This is a genomic window from Morganella sp. HMSC11D09, from assembly GCF_001807955.1.
GTDB classification, from domain to species: Bacteria; Pseudomonadota; Gammaproteobacteria; order Enterobacterales; family Enterobacteriaceae; genus Morganella; species Morganella morganii.
The window spans coordinates 97,717-115,425 of record NZ_KV791684.1; the positions used below are offsets into that span (position 1 = coordinate 97,717).

General features: G+C 52.8%; 17 protein-coding genes. 5 read left to right on the plus strand and 12 right to left on the minus strand.

Features of this window, described 5'->3' with window-relative positions:
* The 4 genes from HMPREF3119_RS08310 to yacG all read left to right on the plus strand — a co-directional run bounded on the left by HMPREF3119_RS08310 (position 1) and on the right by yacG (position 2,929).
* Entirely contained in the window at positions 1 to 1,200 is a 1,200-nt protein-coding gene (locus HMPREF3119_RS08310) for a type II secretion system F family protein (protein ID WP_070579313.1), read from the plus strand.
* Between the two features lie 142 nt (positions 1,201 to 1,342).
* Complete coding sequence (gene coaE / locus HMPREF3119_RS08315) at positions 1,343 to 1,960, plus strand: dephospho-CoA kinase (RefSeq protein WP_070579316.1); 618 nt, start codon at positions 1,343 to 1,345, stop codon at positions 1,958 to 1,960.
* Positions 1,957 to 2,709 (plus strand): cell division protein ZapD, encoded by a 753-nt coding sequence (gene zapD / locus HMPREF3119_RS08320; protein ID WP_004238473.1) that lies wholly within the window; start codon positions 1,957 to 1,959, stop codon positions 2,707 to 2,709. Before coaE ends, zapD begins: the two co-directional genes overlap by 4 nt.
* Positions 2,710 to 2,722: 13 nt before the next feature.
* Positions 2,723 to 2,929: a DNA gyrase inhibitor YacG gene (gene yacG / locus HMPREF3119_RS08325; RefSeq protein ID WP_004238472.1), complete on the plus strand. Its 207-nt coding sequence runs from the start codon at positions 2,723 to 2,725 to the stop codon at positions 2,927 to 2,929.
* A 50-nt stretch (positions 2,930 to 2,979) separates the two neighbouring features.
* Here the strand turns inward: yacG and mutT are convergent, their stop codons facing one another.
* The 3 genes from mutT to secM all read right to left on the minus strand — a co-directional run bounded on the left by mutT (position 2,980) and on the right by secM (position 6,799).
* Entirely contained in the window at positions 2,980 to 3,372 is a 393-nt protein-coding gene (gene mutT, locus HMPREF3119_RS08330; RefSeq protein WP_036416873.1) for an 8-oxo-dGTP diphosphatase MutT, read from the minus strand.
* An 84-nt stretch (positions 3,373 to 3,456) separates the two neighbouring features.
* On the minus strand, positions 3,457 to 6,168 hold the full coding sequence (gene secA, locus HMPREF3119_RS08335; protein WP_070579319.1) for a preprotein translocase subunit SecA: 2,712 nt from the start codon (positions 6,166 to 6,168) through the stop codon (positions 3,457 to 3,459).
* A 70-nt stretch (positions 6,169 to 6,238) separates the two neighbouring features.
* Positions 6,239 to 6,799, minus strand: a complete 561-nt coding sequence (gene secM, locus HMPREF3119_RS08340; protein WP_153642851.1) for a secA translation cis-regulator SecM — start codon at positions 6,797 to 6,799, stop codon at positions 6,239 to 6,241.
* Between secM and HMPREF3119_RS08345 the strand changes: the two genes are divergently transcribed.
* The gene (locus HMPREF3119_RS08345; protein ID WP_004238468.1) at positions 6,785 to 7,309 is read left to right on the plus strand and encodes a DUF721 domain-containing protein; all 525 of its coding nucleotides are present in this window, start codon (positions 6,785 to 6,787) and stop codon (positions 7,307 to 7,309) included. The two genes, secM and HMPREF3119_RS08345, sit on opposite strands and share 15 nt — an antisense overlap.
* Before the next feature lie 78 nt (positions 7,310 to 7,387).
* On the opposite strand, the gene lpxC is transcribed toward HMPREF3119_RS08345, so the two are convergent.
* The 9 genes from lpxC to murD form a co-directional block, all read right to left on the minus strand.
* The gene (gene lpxC, locus HMPREF3119_RS08350) at positions 7,388 to 8,305 is read right to left on the minus strand and encodes a UDP-3-O-acyl-N-acetylglucosamine deacetylase (protein WP_004238467.1); all 918 of its coding nucleotides are present in this window, start codon (positions 8,303 to 8,305) and stop codon (positions 7,388 to 7,390) included.
* Positions 8,306 to 8,403: 98 nt separating this feature from the next.
* Positions 8,404 to 9,561 (minus strand): cell division protein FtsZ, encoded by a 1,158-nt coding sequence (gene ftsZ / locus HMPREF3119_RS08355; protein ID WP_004238466.1) that lies wholly within the window; start codon positions 9,559 to 9,561, stop codon positions 8,404 to 8,406.
* Between the two features lie 61 nt (positions 9,562 to 9,622).
* A complete protein-coding gene (ftsA, locus tag HMPREF3119_RS08360) occupies positions 9,623 to 10,879 on the minus strand; it encodes a cell division protein FtsA (protein ID WP_004238465.1) in 1,257 nt (418 codons plus the stop codon).
* A 34-nt stretch (positions 10,880 to 10,913) separates the two neighbouring features.
* Positions 10,914 to 11,717 carry a cell division protein FtsQ gene (gene ftsQ / locus HMPREF3119_RS08365; protein ID WP_024474851.1) on the minus strand — a complete coding sequence of 268 codons (804 nt, stop codon included), beginning with the start codon at positions 11,715 to 11,717 and terminating at the stop codon, positions 10,914 to 10,916.
* 1 nt (position 11,718) lies between these two features.
* On the minus strand, positions 11,719 to 12,636 hold the full coding sequence (locus HMPREF3119_RS08370; RefSeq protein ID WP_004238463.1) for a D-alanine--D-alanine ligase: 918 nt from the start codon (positions 12,634 to 12,636) through the stop codon (positions 11,719 to 11,721).
* Between the two features lie 2 nt (positions 12,637 to 12,638).
* Positions 12,639 to 14,105 (minus strand): UDP-N-acetylmuramate--L-alanine ligase, encoded by a 1,467-nt coding sequence (murC, locus tag HMPREF3119_RS08375; protein WP_024474849.1) that lies wholly within the window; start codon positions 14,103 to 14,105, stop codon positions 12,639 to 12,641.
* A 25-nt stretch (positions 14,106 to 14,130) separates the two neighbouring features.
* Positions 14,131 to 15,204, minus strand: a complete 1,074-nt coding sequence (gene murG / locus HMPREF3119_RS08380; RefSeq protein WP_032098311.1) for an undecaprenyldiphospho-muramoylpentapeptide beta-N-acetylglucosaminyltransferase — start codon at positions 15,202 to 15,204, stop codon at positions 14,131 to 14,133.
* Entirely contained in the window at positions 15,201 to 16,394 is a 1,194-nt protein-coding gene (gene ftsW / locus HMPREF3119_RS08385; protein WP_004238460.1) for a cell division protein FtsW, read from the minus strand. Before ftsW ends, murG begins: the two co-directional genes overlap by 4 nt.
* Positions 16,391 to 17,707: a UDP-N-acetylmuramoyl-L-alanine--D-glutamate ligase gene (murD, locus tag HMPREF3119_RS08390; RefSeq protein WP_070579322.1), complete on the minus strand. Its 1,317-nt coding sequence runs from the start codon at positions 17,705 to 17,707 to the stop codon at positions 16,391 to 16,393. The genes ftsW and murD overlap by 4 nt, the downstream gene beginning before the upstream one ends.
* Between the last annotated feature and the right edge of the window lie 2 nt (positions 17,708 to 17,709).

The following is a 17,709-nucleotide window of genomic DNA, read 5'->3' on the forward strand; positions in this document are numbered from 1 at the left end:
ATGCAAATTTACCGGCTGTATGACTGGTCCGGTCTGACACCCGCTGACAAGGTGGTGACCGGAACGCTTATCTCACCTTCAGAGAATAATGCTGTCAGTCAGCTGATTTCGCAGAGCATCACACCTGTATCACTGTTTTGCCGCAAACGGCTGGTCTGCTCACAAAAAGAAAAACAGTATCTGCTGCACTTTACCCGGCAGCTGGCAACATTACTGACGTCGGGATTACCGTTACTGAAAGCGCTCACACTACTGGCAGGTGAATGCAGTCACCCGCTCTGGAAAGAAGTAGTCCGTGCTCTTATCAGACAACTTCAGCAGGGAAAAACATTTACTCAGGGAATAATGCAGTACCCCGGTTTATTTGATTCCTTTTATTGTCAGATGGCCACTGTCGGGGAGGAGACAGGAAAATTGCCGGAGTGCCTTCACACGATTGCACAGCATATTCAGAGTAACCGGGATCACCGGGCTGCATTAATTAAATCAATCCGCTATCCCGTTGCATTGTTAGTTGTCTGCTTTTTGATGATCACATTAATGTTTCTGTTTGTTATTCCTGAATTTGCAAAAATATATACCTCATTCGGTGCGGAACTTCCGGCTCTGACACAATGGCTGATCCGGGTTTCCGGTGTTATTACCGGTTACACAACCCCGGCAATGGGTATAATGACTACAATTATATTTATTTATCATGTATTTCGGCGAAGACATCCGGATATTAAAAAAACAGAATCAACCTGTATTCTGCGTATTCCGTTTATCAGAAACATTATTATCTTCAGCTGTGTCTCTCATATTTTCCGGATACTGGCAATAACACAACAATCAGGCATTACACTTATTTCGGGTATTAATACACTTATTATGACAACAACACATCCGTTATATAAAGAGGCATTAACTGTGATACGGGAGGACTTGCTTCACGGGAAAACATTCAGTGAATCAATTAAACAATCCGGGTTATTCCCATCTCTGTGCCATGAGCTGATTGCCACCGGTGAAGCCACCGGGCAATTCGGACACTTTTTTCTCTATACCGCAGACTGGTTTAAATCTCTCGCCTTAAACCAAATTCAGACATTTTTTAAAATACTCCAGCCGGTACTGTTTATCCTGCTGGCAATTCTTGTTGCTGTTTTATTAATTGCAATGTATTTACCTTTATTCCGGCTCGGTGAAGTTTTAGTCTGATAAAACTATTCATAATTTAAAGAAACAGATTAAAAAAATTCAAACCTGTGAAATATCTCTGTATTCATCGCTTATTTGCCATAGGCGAAATTAATTTCATCAGGTACAATTTACCCGTTGTTTCAATCAGGACAGAAATACAATGGCTTATATTGTTGCGTTAACCGGAGGTATCGGCAGCGGAAAAAGTACCGTTGCGGATATGTTTGCCCGTCTCGGGGTCCCTGTGACAGATGCGGATATTATTGCCCGTCAGGTGGTTGAACCGGGAACGCCCGCATTACAGACTATTGCCGATCACTTCGGTACCCGGATTCTGGCTGCAGACGGCACACTGGACAGAGCAGCACTGCGCCGGGAGATCTTTGCAGACCCCGCGGAAAAAACCTGGCTCAATCAGTTACTGCATCCGCTTATCCATCAGGAAACCCGGCGCCAGCTGAACAATATCACTGCCCCTTATGCCCTTTGGGTGGTTCCTCTTCTGGTTGAAAATAACCTTGCTTCCCTTGCGGATCGCGTGCTGGTTGTGGATGTTCATCCGCACGAACAAGTCGCCCGGACAATGCGCCGTGACGGCGTTTCCGCTGAGCATGCCGAAAATATTCTGCGGGCGCAGGCATCCCGTGAACAACGTCTGGCCGTTGCCGATGATATCCTGACAAATCATGATAACGATGAGCCGCTGATGCCCCGCGTCCTTGCACTGCACGAACTTTATACAGCATTGGCCCGTCAGCCAAAACAGGAACACCCATGAGCGAAATCCGTCAGTCTGTTATTTTTGAACACCCTTTAAACGAACGAACCCGTTCATGGCTGCGCATTGAAACATCACTTCAGCAAATGAGTACGCTCTCCCCGCTGGACTCTCTGCCGTCCAGCCTGGCATTCTTCCGGGCCGTCGCGGAATTTATTGAAGTGATTGATCGCGGTGAAGTCCGTTCGGAAATTTTAAAAGAGCTGGAAAAGCAGCAAAAAAAACTGGCCATGTGGGCAGAAGCCCCCAATGCTGACCAGGCACTGATCCGGGGGTTTTCTGACGAACTGAAACAAAAAGCCGCTGAACTGAGCAAAGCGCCCCGCATCGCCCAGCACCTGAAAGAAGATAAAATAATCGGTATTGTCCGTCAGCGGCTGAGTATTCCGGGCGGATGCTGTGGGTTTGACCTGCCCTACCTTCATCTGTGGCTGAATCTGCCGCAGAGTGTCCGTGATACCACACAGGCCGCCTGGATTGAAGGTTTGCAGCCGCTGCAAAATGCACTCGGCAGCCTGCTGACCCTGCTGCGTCAGTCCGCACCATTTGTTGCGGCTGAAAGCCACAACGGTTTTTATCAGGATAACGCGGAAGGGGCGGATTTACTGCGCCTGCGTCTGCCGGTTGATTTCCAGATTTACCCGCAGGTCTCCGGCCATAAAACACGTTTTGCCATACGCTTCCTGCATACTGACAGCGAACACGGTATAATACCGGCTACTTTACCGTTTGAAATTGCCTGTTGCTGACAGGGAGGATGTTATGTCAGAAGCTATTATCGTTAACTGCCCGAATTGCAAAAAAGAAGTTGTCTGGGGACCGGAAAGTCCGTACCGCCCGTTTTGCAGTAAACGTTGTCAGTTGATTGATCTCGGGGAGTGGGCTGCGGAAGAAAAACGGATTGCCAGTCAGAGTGACCTTTCTGACAGTGAAGCCTGGAGTGAACCGGAAGACAGTTCACCGTACTGATTAATCCGGCAGCGGCTGAATTAAAACAGCCGCCGCCGTACCTCTGAATCTTATTCTGTCAGCAATGCCACAATTCCCCGGTTAACCGGCGGGAACTCCTCAGCAATCAGTGCTGTTTGTTTTACCCAGCGGGATGGCTGACCTTCGCGACCATATGGCGCATTCTGCCACTCTTCCACCAGGAAGAAATAAATGGTGATCAGGCGATCCGGAAATTCATGTTCTGCCGTCTGCAATAGTTTACCGGGAACCGCAACAATACCCAGCTCTTCTTCCAGCTCCCGCACCAGCGCCTGCTCCGGTGACTCTCCGGATTCCAGCTTACCGCCGGGAAACTCCCAGTAACCGCCCATATGAGATTTCAGCGGACGCTGAGCAATAAATATCTCACCTTCTGCATTACGGATAACGCCGGCGGCAATACGTAAGTGTTTTTTTTCCATCATGTTCTGTCCGTCTTATTTACAGAAGAAAGGCGGGTTCCCCCGCCTTTTTACTTTATTATGCTAATCGTCTGTCAGGACTGATTATTTCAGTGCACCGTGGCACTGCTTGTATTTCTTACCGGAACCGCAAGGACACGGATCGTTACGGCCGACTTTGCGGACACCGGACGCCATTTCCGCTTCAGTTTTAGTCATCAGCGCGGCATTGTCATTTTCATGGCTGAGCTGCTGGCGCTGTGCCAGACGTTCAGCTTCCTCACGACGACGCTGCTCCAGTGCTTCCACTTCTTCCGGCATGCGGACCTGAACTTTGGAAATGGTGCTGACCACTTCATATTTCAGGCCTTCCAGCATGTTAGCAAACATGGAGAAAGATTCACGCTTGTATTCCTGCTTCGGATCTTTCTGTGCATAACCGCGCAGATGGATCCCCTGACGCAGATAATCCATTGCCGCCAGGTGCTCTTTCCACAGGGTATCCAGGGTTTGCAGCATCACGCCTTTCTCGAAGTGACGCATCATTTCAGCGCCGACAATCTCTTCTTTGGCTTTGTAAACTTCTACCGCTTTGTCAAGAATGCGCTCACGCAGGGTTTCTTCGTGCAGTTCAGGCTCTTTATCCAGCCACTCTTTGATTGGCAGATGTAAGTCGAAATCCTGTTCCAGACGTTTTTCCAGCCCCGGGATATCCCACATTTCTTCCAGAGACTGCGGCGGAATATGTGCATCGATAACTGTTGTGAATACATCACCACGGATGCTGTCGATAGTTTCGCTGATATCCCCGTTATCCAGCAGGTCATTACGCTGGGTATAGATAGCGCGGCGCTGGTCGTTAGCCACATCATCGTATTCCAGCAGCTGTTTACGGATATCAAAGTTGCGGCTTTCCACTTTACGCTGTGCGTTGGCAATCGCTTTGGTTACCCACGGATGCTCAATCGCCTCACCTTCTTTCATACCCAGTTTGCGCATCATGCCGGTAACACGGTCAGAGGCGAAAATACGCATCAGCGCATCTTCCTTAGACAGGTAGAAGCGGGAAGAACCGGCATCACCCTGACGGCCTGAACGACCGCGTAACTGGTTATCGATACGGCGGGATTCATGACGCTCAGTACCGATGATATGCAGGCCGCCTGCCGCCAGAACGGCATCGTGACGCTCCTGCCATGCAGCTTTTGCCGCAGCGATATTCTCTTCTGTCGGCTCGTCCAGCGCCGCCAGATCCGCCTGTAAACTGCCGCCCAGCACGATATCCGTACCACGACCCGCCATGTTGGTGGCGATAGTCACGTGACCGGAACGACCCGCCTGTTCAACGATATCCGCTTCCATGGCGTGGAATTTGGCGTTCAGTACGCTGTGTTCAATTTTGGCTTTTTTCAGTGCGTTGGAGATAAGCTCTGATTTCTCGATAGAGATAGTACCCACCAGGACCGGTTGTCCGGCTGCGGTACGCTCGCGGATATCTTCAATGATGGCATTGAATTTATCAGCTTCTGTCATATAAACCAGATCCGGTAAATCTTTACGGATCATCGGACGGTTAGTCGGGATAACAATGGTATCGAGTTTATAAATTGAACTGAATTCAAACGCTTCCGTGTCCGCTGTACCGGTCATCCCGGCCAGTTTGGTGTATAAACGGAAGTAGTTCTGGAATGTGATGGAAGCCAGTGTCTGGTTTTCATTCTGGATTTCCACACCTTCTTTGGCTTCCACTGCCTGATGCAGACCATCAGACCAGCGGCGGCCCTGCATGGTACGGCCGGTGTGCTCATCGACGATGATAACCTCACCTTCGCTGACGATATAGTCGACATCACGGACAAACAGGGAGTGCGCACGCAGACCCGCCATAACGTGGTGCATCAGCATGATATTGGATGGTGAGTACAGTGATTCACCTTCATTCATCAGACCCGCTTCAGACAGCAGCTCTTCCACCAGCACCAGACCACGCTCGGTCAGTGTGACCTGGCGGGTTTTCTCGTCCACAGAGAAGTGACCTTCACCTTTGAAAGTGTCGGAATCTTCTTTTTCCTGGCGGACCAGACGCGGGATCAGTTTATCCACTTTCATGTACAGCTCAGAGCTGTCTTCTGCCGGACCGGAGATAATCAGCGGGGTACGGGCTTCATCGATTAAGATGGAGTCAACCTCATCCACCAGCGCGTAGTGCAGTTTGCGCTGTACACGCTCTTCCGGGCTGAACGCCATGTTGTCACGCAGATAGTCAAAACCGTATTCGTTGTTGGTACCGTAAGTGATATCCGCAGCGTACGCTTCGCGTTTGGCCGGTGCAGGCATGCCCGGCAGGTTGATACCGACGGTCATACCGAGGAATTCAAACAGCGGACGGTTGTTTTCGGCGTCACGCTGGGCGAGGTAGTCGTTCACTGTCACCACGTGAACCCCTTTGCCGGACAGGGCGTTGAGGTAAGCAGGCAGTGTTGCGGTCAGCGTTTTACCTTCACCTGTACGCATCTCAGCGATGCAGCGTTCGTTCAGCACCATGCCGCCGATCAGCTGGACATCAAAGTGACGCATACCAAATACACGTTTACTGGCTTCACGTACCGTGGCGAACGCTTCCGGTAAGATATCCTGCTCGGATTCACCTTTGGCCAGGCGATCACGGAATTCCTGTGTTTTGGCTTTTAATTCATCATCACTGAGTTTTTCGAACTCAGGTTCCATCCGGTTGATAGCTTCCACGGATTTGCGCAGGCGGCGTAAAGTACGGTCATTCCGGCTGCCGAAGATTTTGGTCAGTAATTTTACCAGCATAATAAACGTCTCTGTTCAGGCACAATCAGGCCTTGTTAATAATCAATGTGTTAATAATTTTTTTGAGGAACTACGCTGATTGTACGGGACCGGCACGGATGCCGCCGGTGCGGGCAATCCACTGAACCGAAAAAGACGGAGACGGGTTAACTACAGCAATACGCTGCGGCAGAACTGCCGGATGATAAACAGGCAGAGCCGGGGAGTCGGTCAGAATGGCATACAGTGCCGCCAGCATATTTTGTGCGGAGGCATCATGCCGGTCTTCTGCCGGGGTATTATCTTTTGAGGCATCTTCCGGACAGGAAAATGCAAAGGAAATCTGGCGGATAACATTACGGACAGCATGCTGCTGCCAGTAATTAACGTTCTGTGAGGTTCTCGCCGGCTGGCTGCTTTGCAGGAACAGGCTGTCAAAGGCGGATAATGCCTGACTCTGGCGGTTTTGTGTTGTCCCGGCACCGGCTGTGGTAACATCACCACTGTTCAGTACCGCAGGCAGGCCAAAACCGGTCGCCACAATCCCGATAAAGAGATGGCACCAGAAATAACGCCTGCCAAATTGCCGCCAAAGATTTAAAATAGTGTTTCCCTCACGAGATCCGGAGTATATGTGATGCGCGACAGTCAGCCAGTTTCCCTTGAAAGCCTGCTGGAAAGCGGGACTAAGGATAATAATACCCTTAAAAGTATTCAGCAGCGTGCTGTCGTGTTACTTAAACTCAACCGCGCCGTTCTGGCGCTGCTGCCTGCGATGCTTAAACCACACTGCCGCGTGGCTAATTATCGCAAACAACTGTTAATTCTGGAAGTCTCTAATGCGGCACAGATGACCCGGCTGCGTTACGAACTTCCCGCACTGCGTTCTGCACTGCGCCGGGAGATTTTACCATCATTATCGGCCATCGACATCAAAATCAATCCGTCATTGATGAAATCATCAGCAACAGGGTTACCGGGTGGTGATAAAAGCAGCAATTCAGATAGCAGAGGGCAAAAAACAGCGGAGCCGGGACGGAGATTAAGTGCGGAGAGTGCCAATTCACTGAAAGCGCTGGCGCAGAGAAGTCCGGAAAAACTGAGGAAGAAGCTGGAGAAATTGGCTGCACTGGCCGGAGAGAGTACCAGTGCAGCAGATTAAGCAGACGGTTATTTGGTAAATAACGTCAGTGACAGGAGTGTCAGGGTCAGAGCAACGAGCTGTGGCGCCATGACCTGATTACGCCAGTACGGTTGACGGTGCACGGAATGCAACCGGCATCTGTGCTTCGTTCTCGAATGTCACGAGTTCCCAGGCGCTCTCTTTAGCCAGAACAGCCTGAAGTAACTTGTTATTCAGTGCGTGACCGGATTTGAATGCGGTAAAGGCACCAATGATATTGTGGCCGCACATAAACAGGTCACCGATAGCATCCAGCATTTTGTGACGGACAAATTCGTCTTCAAAACGCAGGCCATCTTCATTCAGTACGCGGTAATCATCCACCACGATGGCACAGTCAAAACTTCCGCCTAAACATAAGCCTTTGGACTGGAGATATTCAATATCCCGCATGAACCCGAAGGTACGTGCACGGCTGATATCCCGGACAAAGTTTTCCGCAGAGAAGTTCATCGCGTAGCGCTGAGTGCTGGAATCGATCGCCGGATGGTTGAAATCGATAGTGAAATCTAAGCTGAAACCGTTAAACGGAGAGAGTTCAGCCCACTTATCACCATCTTCAACACGGACGGTCTCTTTCAGACGCAGGAATTTCTTCGCACTGCTCAGTTCTTCAATACCGGCATCCAGTAACAGGAATACGAACGGGCTTGCGCTGCCATCCATAATCGGGATTTCAGCGGCATCGACTTCGATAACCAGGTTATCAATGCCGAGTCCGGCCAGTGCTGCGTTCAAATGCTCAACCGTGGAAATACGTACGTTGTCTTCATTTACCAGACAAGTACATAACATCGTATCACGCACGGATTTCGCATCTGCCGGAAAATCGACAGGCGGATTAAGATCAGTACGGCGATAGATGATCCCGGTATTGGCCGGTGCCGGACGCATTGTCAGCGTAACTTTTTTGCCGGTGTGTAAACCTACACCCGTAGCCTGAACAATACGCTTTAATGTTCTTTGTTTGATCATCGTTTCTGTCTCGTTTGATTAACTGTCTCCCTGTCATTATAAACTAATGACAAGGGAGATAGTTTAGCACAAAAAGCGGAGATGCAAATCTTTTCGGTTTAATCAGCCTGTTTGCGTAAGAAAGCCGGGATATCTAAATAATCCGGTTCTTTATTGCTCTGGGCTGAAGAATCGTTGACAACCTGTGCCACTGATTTGCTCTCATCCATGCTGGTCATGCTGTTTTGCATTTGTGCATAACGATGTTCCATGTTGTTGGTCTGCACCGCTTTATTGGTTACCAGCGTGATTTCAGGACGTTTGTCCATGCCGATACCGGTCGCGACCACAGTCACACGCAGTTCATCGTTCATTTCAGGGTCTAAGGAAGTACCGATAACCACAGTCGCGTTATCCGATGCAAATGCACGGATAGTGTTACCCACAGTTTCGAACTCATCCAGACGCAGGTCAAAGCCCGCGGTGATGTTAACCAGCACACCACGCGCACCTGACAGGTCGATATCTTCCAGCAGCGGGCTGGAAATCGCCATTTCGGCAGCTTCTTCCGCACGGTCTTCACCGCGCGCCACGCCGGAGCCCATCATCGCGTAACCCATTTCTGACATCACGGTACGGACGTCCGCGAAGTCAACGTTCATCAGGCCCGGACGGGTGATCAGTTCTGCGATACCCTGGACCGCGCCGCGTAACACGTCGTTGGCGGCACCGAAGGCATCCAGCAGTGAGATCCCGCGGCCTAATACTTTCAGCAGTTTGTCATTCGGGATGGTGATCAGTGAGTCAACATGCTTGGATAACTCAGTAATCCCCTGCTCGGCGAATGCCATGCGCTTTTTGCCTTCAAAGTTGAACGGCTTGGTCACCACAGCAACAGTCAGGATGCCCAGCTCTTTGGCAACTTCAGCAACAACAGGTGCCGCACCGGTTCCTGTACCGCCGCCCATACCGGCTGCGATAAAGACCATGTCCGCACCGTCGAGTGCATTGCGCAGCGCTTCGCGATCTTCTTCCGCCGCGTTACGGCCCACTTCCGGGTTTGCACCCGCACCCAGGCCTTTGGTGATTCCGTTACCAATCTGGATAGTCTGGCCGACGGCGGTTTTACGAAGCGCCTGAGCGTCCGTATTCACAGCGAAGAACTCAACGCCTTCGATGCGTTCACGGACCATATGCTCAACAGCGTTACCGCCGCCCCCGCCGACGCCGATGACTTTAATCACCGCGTCGTTGGTCAATTCCATCGGTTCAAACATAATCTCTCTCCGTTTTGTGCCTTTCTTATATGGCGGCTATTATCGCCAGCCTTAATACAAATTAAAATTCTTTTCTGAGCCAGCCAGTTAATTTTTTAAACCAACTGCCCACCGAGGCACGTTTTTCTGTCTCGGTATCGCCGACCAGGTGAGATTCTTTTCCGTAATGCAGCAACCCTACCGCTGTAGAGTAATACGGTTCCTGCGCATAATCCGTTAAGCCGGTTATATTAAGCGGTTGTCCGATACGAACCTGTGTATGGAAAACACGCTGGGCGCACTCAACCAGTCCGTTAATCTGAGCCGCACCACCTGTCAGCACGATACCAGCGGCCAAATGGTGTTTGACACCCTGCTGACGTAATTGTTCCTGCACTTTCAAAATTTCGTCATTAACCAGATTGAGTAATTCGGTGTAACGCGGCTCAATCACTTCGGCTAATGTCTGGCGCTGTAAACTGCGCGGCGGACGCCCGCCGACACTCGGCACTTCCAGGGTTTCGTCTTTGCTGACCAGAGACCCCAGCGCGCAGCCGTGACGGACTTTAATCGCTTCCGCATCATTCGGCGGAGTGCCGAAGGCGTACGCGATATCACCGGTCACCACATTCCCTGCATACGGGATAACACGGGTGTGACGCAGTGCGCCGCCGGTATAAATCGCCATATCCATGGTGCCGCCGCCGATATCCACGACACAGACACCCAGCTCACGCTCATCTTCCGTCAGTACCGCGAAGCTTGATGCCAGACCGGCAAAAATCAGCTGGTCCACTTTCAGTCCGCAGCGCTCAACGGCTTTGACAATATTCTTTGCCATGTCGTTATGACAGGTGATCAGATGCACTTTCGCCTGCATCCGCACACCGGATAATCCCACCGGATTTTTAATGCCTTCCTGGTAATCGATGGCATATTCCTGCGGGATCACATGCAGAACGCGGTGCTCGTCGCGGACACGGACAGATTTCGCCGTATGCACCACATTTTCCACATCTTCCTGGGTCACTTCTTCTTCTGAAATCGGCACCATACCGATTTCATTCTGGCAGCTGATGTGTTTGCCGGATAACGCCAGATAGACTGATGATATCTGGCAGTCCGCCATCAGTTCCGCCTGGTCGATGGCACGCTGAACGCATTTTACCACCGACTCCAGATCATTGACGCCGCCTTTGTCCATTCCGCGTGACGGGCAGTTACCCGCACCGATAATGTTCACCACACCGTCCGGCAGAATTTCACCAACAAGCGCAGATACTTTGGCGGTGCCTATTTCGAGGCCGACGACTAATTTTCTATCCGTTGCTTTGATCATTGTTATTCTGCCCGCCTTCTTTACCTGTTATGTCTTAATGTCCGTTTGCGAAAGGATCGATCTGCAATGGCGCCCAGCCGACCGCAGCACCGCTGTCATAGCGGAGATCGACATAATCAACCCGTTTGTCCTGTTCCTGCGTCAGGGTCGGATACAGTTCGATAAAACGCTGTAACCGGCCTTTGGTATCCAGCCGTCCGAGTTCAACCCGGACATCATTATCCAGCACCAGTTGCCAGGCATGACGCGGTGACATTGAGGCTGATTTGATTTTCAGTCCCGCCCCGCTGAGCTGCTGCGCCATTTCACGATACCCGCTCAGTACATCCTGTTCACTGCCCTGCGCCCCGTAGAGCATCGGGAAAGAATCTTTTTCTGTCAGTTCCGCCGGCAGACTGAAAACCCGCCCGGCGTCATCAACCATCTGTGAGTCATTCCAGCGTGCATACGGCACATACTCGACCAGATGAATTTTTAATTCGTCCGGCCACTGCTTGCGCACAGTGACCTGACGTAACCACGGGATCCGTTCCAGCTGCTGCTGCACTTCATTGACATCCAGTGTCATAAACGTACCGGGTGTCCCGAGGGATAACACCGCTTTGCGTACATTATCGTTTGTCGTGTAATGACGCTCACCGGTTAATACCAGTTTTGACATCGGCAGGCGGTCTGCATCTTTCATCCAGTTCAGCACCATCAGCCCCCCCCAGACCAGCGTTCCCAGCACCATCAGGAAAAACAGCAGTCCGGCAAGGTATGTGCCGTTACTGGGACGTGAACCTTCATAATCCGTATCCGGATCCGGTCCGCGCATATTCAGTGCAGCCTGTGACATATCAGTCCGCCAGTGCCAGAACGTCCGCCACAAAAGCGGAGAAGCTCATGCCTGCCTGACGCGCCGCCTGCGGCACCAGACTGTGGTTGGTCATACCCGGGGAGGTGTTCACTTCCAGCAGGTAGAACTGCCCGTCACTGTCGAGCATCACATCCACACGGCCCCAGCCTTCACAGCCCACGGCTTTGTAAGCGGCTTTTGCCAGCTCACGGATTTCTGTCTCACGTGCCCCTTCGAGGCCCGGGCAGAAATATTGTGTGTCGTCAGAAATATATTTGGCTTCGTAGTCGTAGAACACCGCCGCCGGCTGAATACGGATAGACGGCAGCATCTGCTCACCGAGGAAGCCCACGGTGAATTCCGGGCCGCTCAGCCATTTTTCCACCAGCACGTCTTTGTCGTGTTTAAACGCTTCTTCCAGTGCCGGACGCAGTGCCTGTGCGTTATCCACTTTGGACATACCGACACTTGAACCTTCCAGGCTTGGTTTGACAATCACCGGATAACCCAGCGGTGCCACACCCTGCTGTAATTCTTCATCGCTGATCTGCGCGAAACGGGCTGCACTGATGGCGAAATACGGTGCAATCGGCAGACCTGCGCCCGCCCACAGCTGTTTGGTGCGCAGCTTGTCCATAGAGAGTGCGGAGGCCATGACACCACTTCCGGTGTACGGCAGTCCCATCTGCTCCAGGCAACCCTGCAGTGTGCCGTCTTCCCCGCCGCGGCCGTGCAGCGCGATAAAGACTTTGGTAAAACCGTCTTCCTTCAGACGGGTAACCGGATACTCTTTGGTATCCACACCGAATGCATTAATACCGGCTTCTTTTAAACCGGCGAGCACCGCCGCACCTGAAGCCAGGGAGACTTCACGTTCTGCGGATGTACCGCCCATCAGTACCGCGACTTTTTCAGTCATTCTTAATTATCCTCACTCAAAACCGGCCGTAATTTTGTGTCAGCCAATGTACGCGCTATTTTACCGATATTTCCGGCGCCTTGAACCAGTATTAAATCATTATCTTCAAGAACCTGTGCCAGAACCGCTGCAATTTTGCCCGGTTCGGTGACCAGAATCGGATCCAGCTTACCGCGCTGGCGGATTGTGCGGCACAGCGAGCGGCTGTCCGCCCCCGGAATGACCGGCTCACCGGCGGCATACACATCCAGCATCAGCAGGATATCGACCTGATCCAGCGTGTTGGCAAAATCATCATACAGGTCACGGGTACGGGTGTAGCGGTGCGGCTGAAACACCATCACAATCCGCTTATCCGGCCAGCCTGCTCTTGCCGCTTTGATAGTCGCATCCACTTCGGTCGGGTGATGGCCGTAATCGTCCACCAGCATCACACTACCCTCTTTCTGGTTGACGTGCTCCAGCGGGAAGTTGCCGAGGAAATCAAAACGGCGCCCGGTACCCTGGAATTCACGCAGAGAGGCCAGGATATCTTCATCCGGAATGCCTTCTTCTGTCGCGACCGCAATCGCCGCGGTGGCATTCAGGACGTTGTGACGGCCCGGTGCATTCAGTTCCACAGTCAGATCCGGCAGATTCTCCCGGTGAACGGTGAAGAAGCACTGTGAGCCGCGCTGTTCAAAATCTGTGATACGGACATCCGCATCCTCATGAAAACCGTAGGTAATCACATAACGGCCGATACGCGGTACGATTTCGCGGATAACCGCATCATCCATACACACCACAGCCAGGCCGTAGAACGGCAGGTTGTGCAGGAAATTCACAAAGGTGTCTTTCAGGGTTTCAAAATCACCGTGATAAGTATCCATGTGATCCGGCTCGATATTGGTGACCACGGCCACCATCGGCTGTAAATGCAGGAAAGAAGCATCGCTTTCATCCGCTTCCGCAATCAGGTAACGGCTTGAGCCGAGACGCGCATGCACACCGGCAGCTTTAACCAGCCCGCCGTTGACGAAGGTCGGATCCAGGCCGCCGCGGCCGTAAATACCGGAAATCATCGCCGTGGTGGTGGTTTTGCCGTGAGTACCGGCAATCGCCACACCGTGGCGGAAGCGCATCAGTTCCGCGAGCATTTCCGCGCGGCGGATCACCGGAATACGGGCTTCACGCGCCGCAACAATTTCCGGGTTATCCGCTGAAATGGCGGTGGATACCACCACCACACTGGCGTCTGCCACGTTTTCCGGACGGTGATTGAAATAAATCGTCGCGCCCAGGTTAGTCAGCTGTTTTGTTACCGCATTCGGCGCCAGATCAGACCCGCTGATCTCATAACCTTCGTTCGCCAGCACTTCCGCTATCCCGCCCATACCGGCACCGCCGATACCGACAAAGTGAATGTGCCGGACACGTTTCATTTCCGGAATGAAGGATCGTAATTTCGCCAATTGCTGTGTATTCACGTTATTTCTTCGCTATATCAATTCGTTAGTGTTTTTTCGCTGCCGCGATAATTGCATCCGCCACCCGTTTGGTGGCATCGGTAATTGCGACACTCCGTGCTTTTTCCGCCATGGTCAGCAGGCGTGGTCTGTCCCACTCGCGTAACTGCTCTGCCACCGCCTGTGCATTAAAGGACGGCTGTTCCATGATAACCGCAGCACCCGCCTGTTCCAGCGGCAGCGCATTCCAGTATTGCTGGCGGTCTTTATGCAGGAACGGCACAAAAATCGCACCCAGCCCGACCACCGCGATCTCACTGACGGTCAGCGCCCCGGAGCGGCAGATAACCACATCCGCCCAGGTATAAGCTTCAACCATGTCATCAATAAATTCTGTGACTGTCACACTGTCTGACGCATTCTGCGCGTTATACAGCGCTTGTGTGCTTTCCGCACTGCCTTTGCCGGCCTGGTGGCGGATACAGACTGCATCCCCCATAATCCCGGCCACTTCCGGCAGGGTCTGGTTCAGGATACGCGCGCCCTGACTGCCGCCGATCACCAGAATGCGGACCGGACCTTCACGTCCGGCAAAGCGTTCTGCCGGGGACGGCAGACTGAGGATATCCTCCCGCACCGGGTTACCGACCACCGGAGCCTGCGGAAACGCGCCCGGAAATCCCTGTAATACTGTGGTGGCGATTTTCGACAGCCAGCCGTTGGTCAGCCCGGCCACACCGTTCTGCTCATGCAGGATCACCGGAATACCACAGCGCCAGGCGGCCACACCACCGGGACCGGAAACAAACCCGCCCATGCCGAGCACGGCATCAGGCTGGTAGTCACGCATAATTTTTTTCGCCTGTTTTACCGCTTTCGCGATACGGAACGGCGCGGTGAGCAGCGCTTTCACGCCTTTGCCGCGCAGACCGGTAATCTCAATAAAATCGATATCAATGCCGTGTTTCGGCACGAGCTGAGCTTCCATCCGATCACGGGTACCCAGCCAGCGGATTTCCCAGCCCTGACTCTGTAAATAGTGCGCAACCGCAAGCCCCGGAAAGACATGTCCGCCACTACCACCGGCCATCACCATCAGACGGGGGGCTTTATTACTCATCGCGCTCTCCTTGAGAATGCCTGGGCTTTTGCCAGGCGTGTTTCAAAATCAATCCGCAGCAGCAAGGCAATGGCTGTGGTCATAATCACTAAACTCGAACCGCCGTAACTGATCAGCGGCAGTGTCAGCCCTTTGGTCGGCAGCATACCGGAGGCTGCACCGACGTTAACCAGGGCCTGGAAGCTGAACCAGATGCCGATGGCACAGGCCAGAAAACCGGCAAAACGCTGGTCGATCATCAGTGCGCGGCGGCCGATAACCATGGCGCGGAATGCGACAAAAAAGACCATCAGCAGCACCAGGATCACACCGAAATACCCCAGTTCCTCACCGAGGATGGCAAAAATAAAGTCGGTATGCGCTTCCGGCAGGTATTCCATTTTCTGAATGGAGTTGCCCAGCCCCTGACCGAGATAATCACCGCGCCCGAAAGCCATCAGTGACTGTGTTAACTGGTAACCGCTGCCGAACGGATCTTCCCACGGGTCAAGGAAGGAGGTTACACGCCGCATACGGTAAGGCTCGGCGATAATCAGCAGCACCACTGCCGCGACACCGCCGCCGATAATCGCGATAAACTGCCACATTTTGGCACCGGCGAGAAAAAGCAGCGCCAGTGTGGTGACAAACAGCACCACCACGGTACCGAGGTCCGGCTGTAACAGCAGTAACACCGCCAGCACAAACATCACGCCCATCGGCTTGCAGAATCCCCAGAAGTTATTTCTGACTTCATCCACCTTACGCACCAGATAGCTCGCGAGATAAACAAACAGTGCCAGTTTCGACACTTCCGCAGGCTGAATACGCATCGGCCCGATAGCTATCCAGCGCGATGCCCCGTTAACCGAGCTGCCCACACCGAGTACCACAATCAGCCCGCCGATCGTACCAATCAGCAGTAATGTGCTGTAGCGCTGCCACATTTCCAGCGGGAAACGCATAATTACCGCAGCGATAATAAAAGCAAAAATTAAGAAGCCGCCGTCACGCTTGGCAAAATAGAAAGGATCATCCGCCAGACGCTGCCCGACAGGCATTGAGGCGGAAGTCACCATCACAAAACCAATCGCGGCCAGTCCCAGTGCAAACCACAGCAGTGTCCGGTCATACATCACGACCGTACTGAACTCGCCGTTACGCTCGCCGATCATCCAGTTTTTAAAACGCTGTGATCCGGGGAATCTCATGCCGCTAACTCCCGTGCCAGACGGGCAAACTCACGCCCGCGCTCTTCAAAATTACGGAACTGATCCAGGCTCGCACAGGCCGGTGATAACAGCACCATATCCCCGGCGGCCAGTGACGGCGCCAGTGCCCGCATTGCCTGCTCCATGGTATCTGTCAGCAGAGAGACATCCGGACGCAGCTGTGCCAGTTGTTCGCCGTCACGCCCGAAGCAGTAAAGACGGATTTTTTCGCCGCTCAGGTACGGCAGCAGCGGAGAGAAATCCGCTGATTTACCGTCACCGCCGAGCAGCAGATGAAGACAACCGTCCACCTGTAAACCGTTCAGTGCCGCTTCGGTACTGCCGACGTTGGTGGCTTTGGAATCATCAATCCAGCGGATCCCGGCAGATTCATGCACCAGCTGAAAACGGTGCGGCAGGCCGCTGTAAGTGCGCAGTGCTTCCAGTGCGCCTTCACGCGGGATATTGACCGCATCTGCCAGTGCCAGAGCTGCCAGGGCATTACAGTAGTTGTGCTGGCCGTGCAGGATCATCTCACTGCAGTTAATAATTTTTTCACCGCAGAAGCAGAGTGCCTGCTCATCGGTATCCAGCCAGTAATCCCCGGTTTCAACACCGAAGCTGACATATTCTGCGCGGTCACAATCACAGCCGGGCTGTGTCAGTGCATCTTCCGCGTTATACACGCAGACGGCAGCGTCGTGATAGACACGTAGTTTTGCCGCACGGTACTGCTCCAGTCCCTGCGGGTAGCGATCCATATGATCTTCCGTGACATTCAGAACAGTGGCCGCCGCCGGTTTCAGGCTGAATGTGGTTTCCAGCTGAAAACTGGATAACTCAAGCACACAGAGCTCGTAATCGTCTTTCAGCAGTTCCAGTGCCGGCAGGCCGATATTACCGCCGACACCGGTACGCAGACCGGCACAGCGCCCCATTTCCCCCACCAGGGAGGTCACGGTGCTTTTGCCGTTTGAGCCGGTGATCGCCACAACCGGGACAGTCACTTCGCGGGCAAATAATTCAATATCGCCGATAATTTCCGCACCGGCCTGCGCCGCTGCCTGCAGTTGCGGGGTACTGACCGCCACTCCCGGGCTTGCGATAATCAGGTCTGCATCCAGCAGCCACTGCGCTTCAAAACCACCGCAGTGACACTGAACGCTGTCCGGCAGCTTATCGATGCCGGGCGGGGAGATGCGGGTATCCATCACCTTCGGCGTAACGCCGCGTGACAGAAAAAAGTCCACACAGGAAAGCCCGGTTAAACCGAGCCCGACAATCACAATGTCTTTCCCCTGATAATTCGTCATGA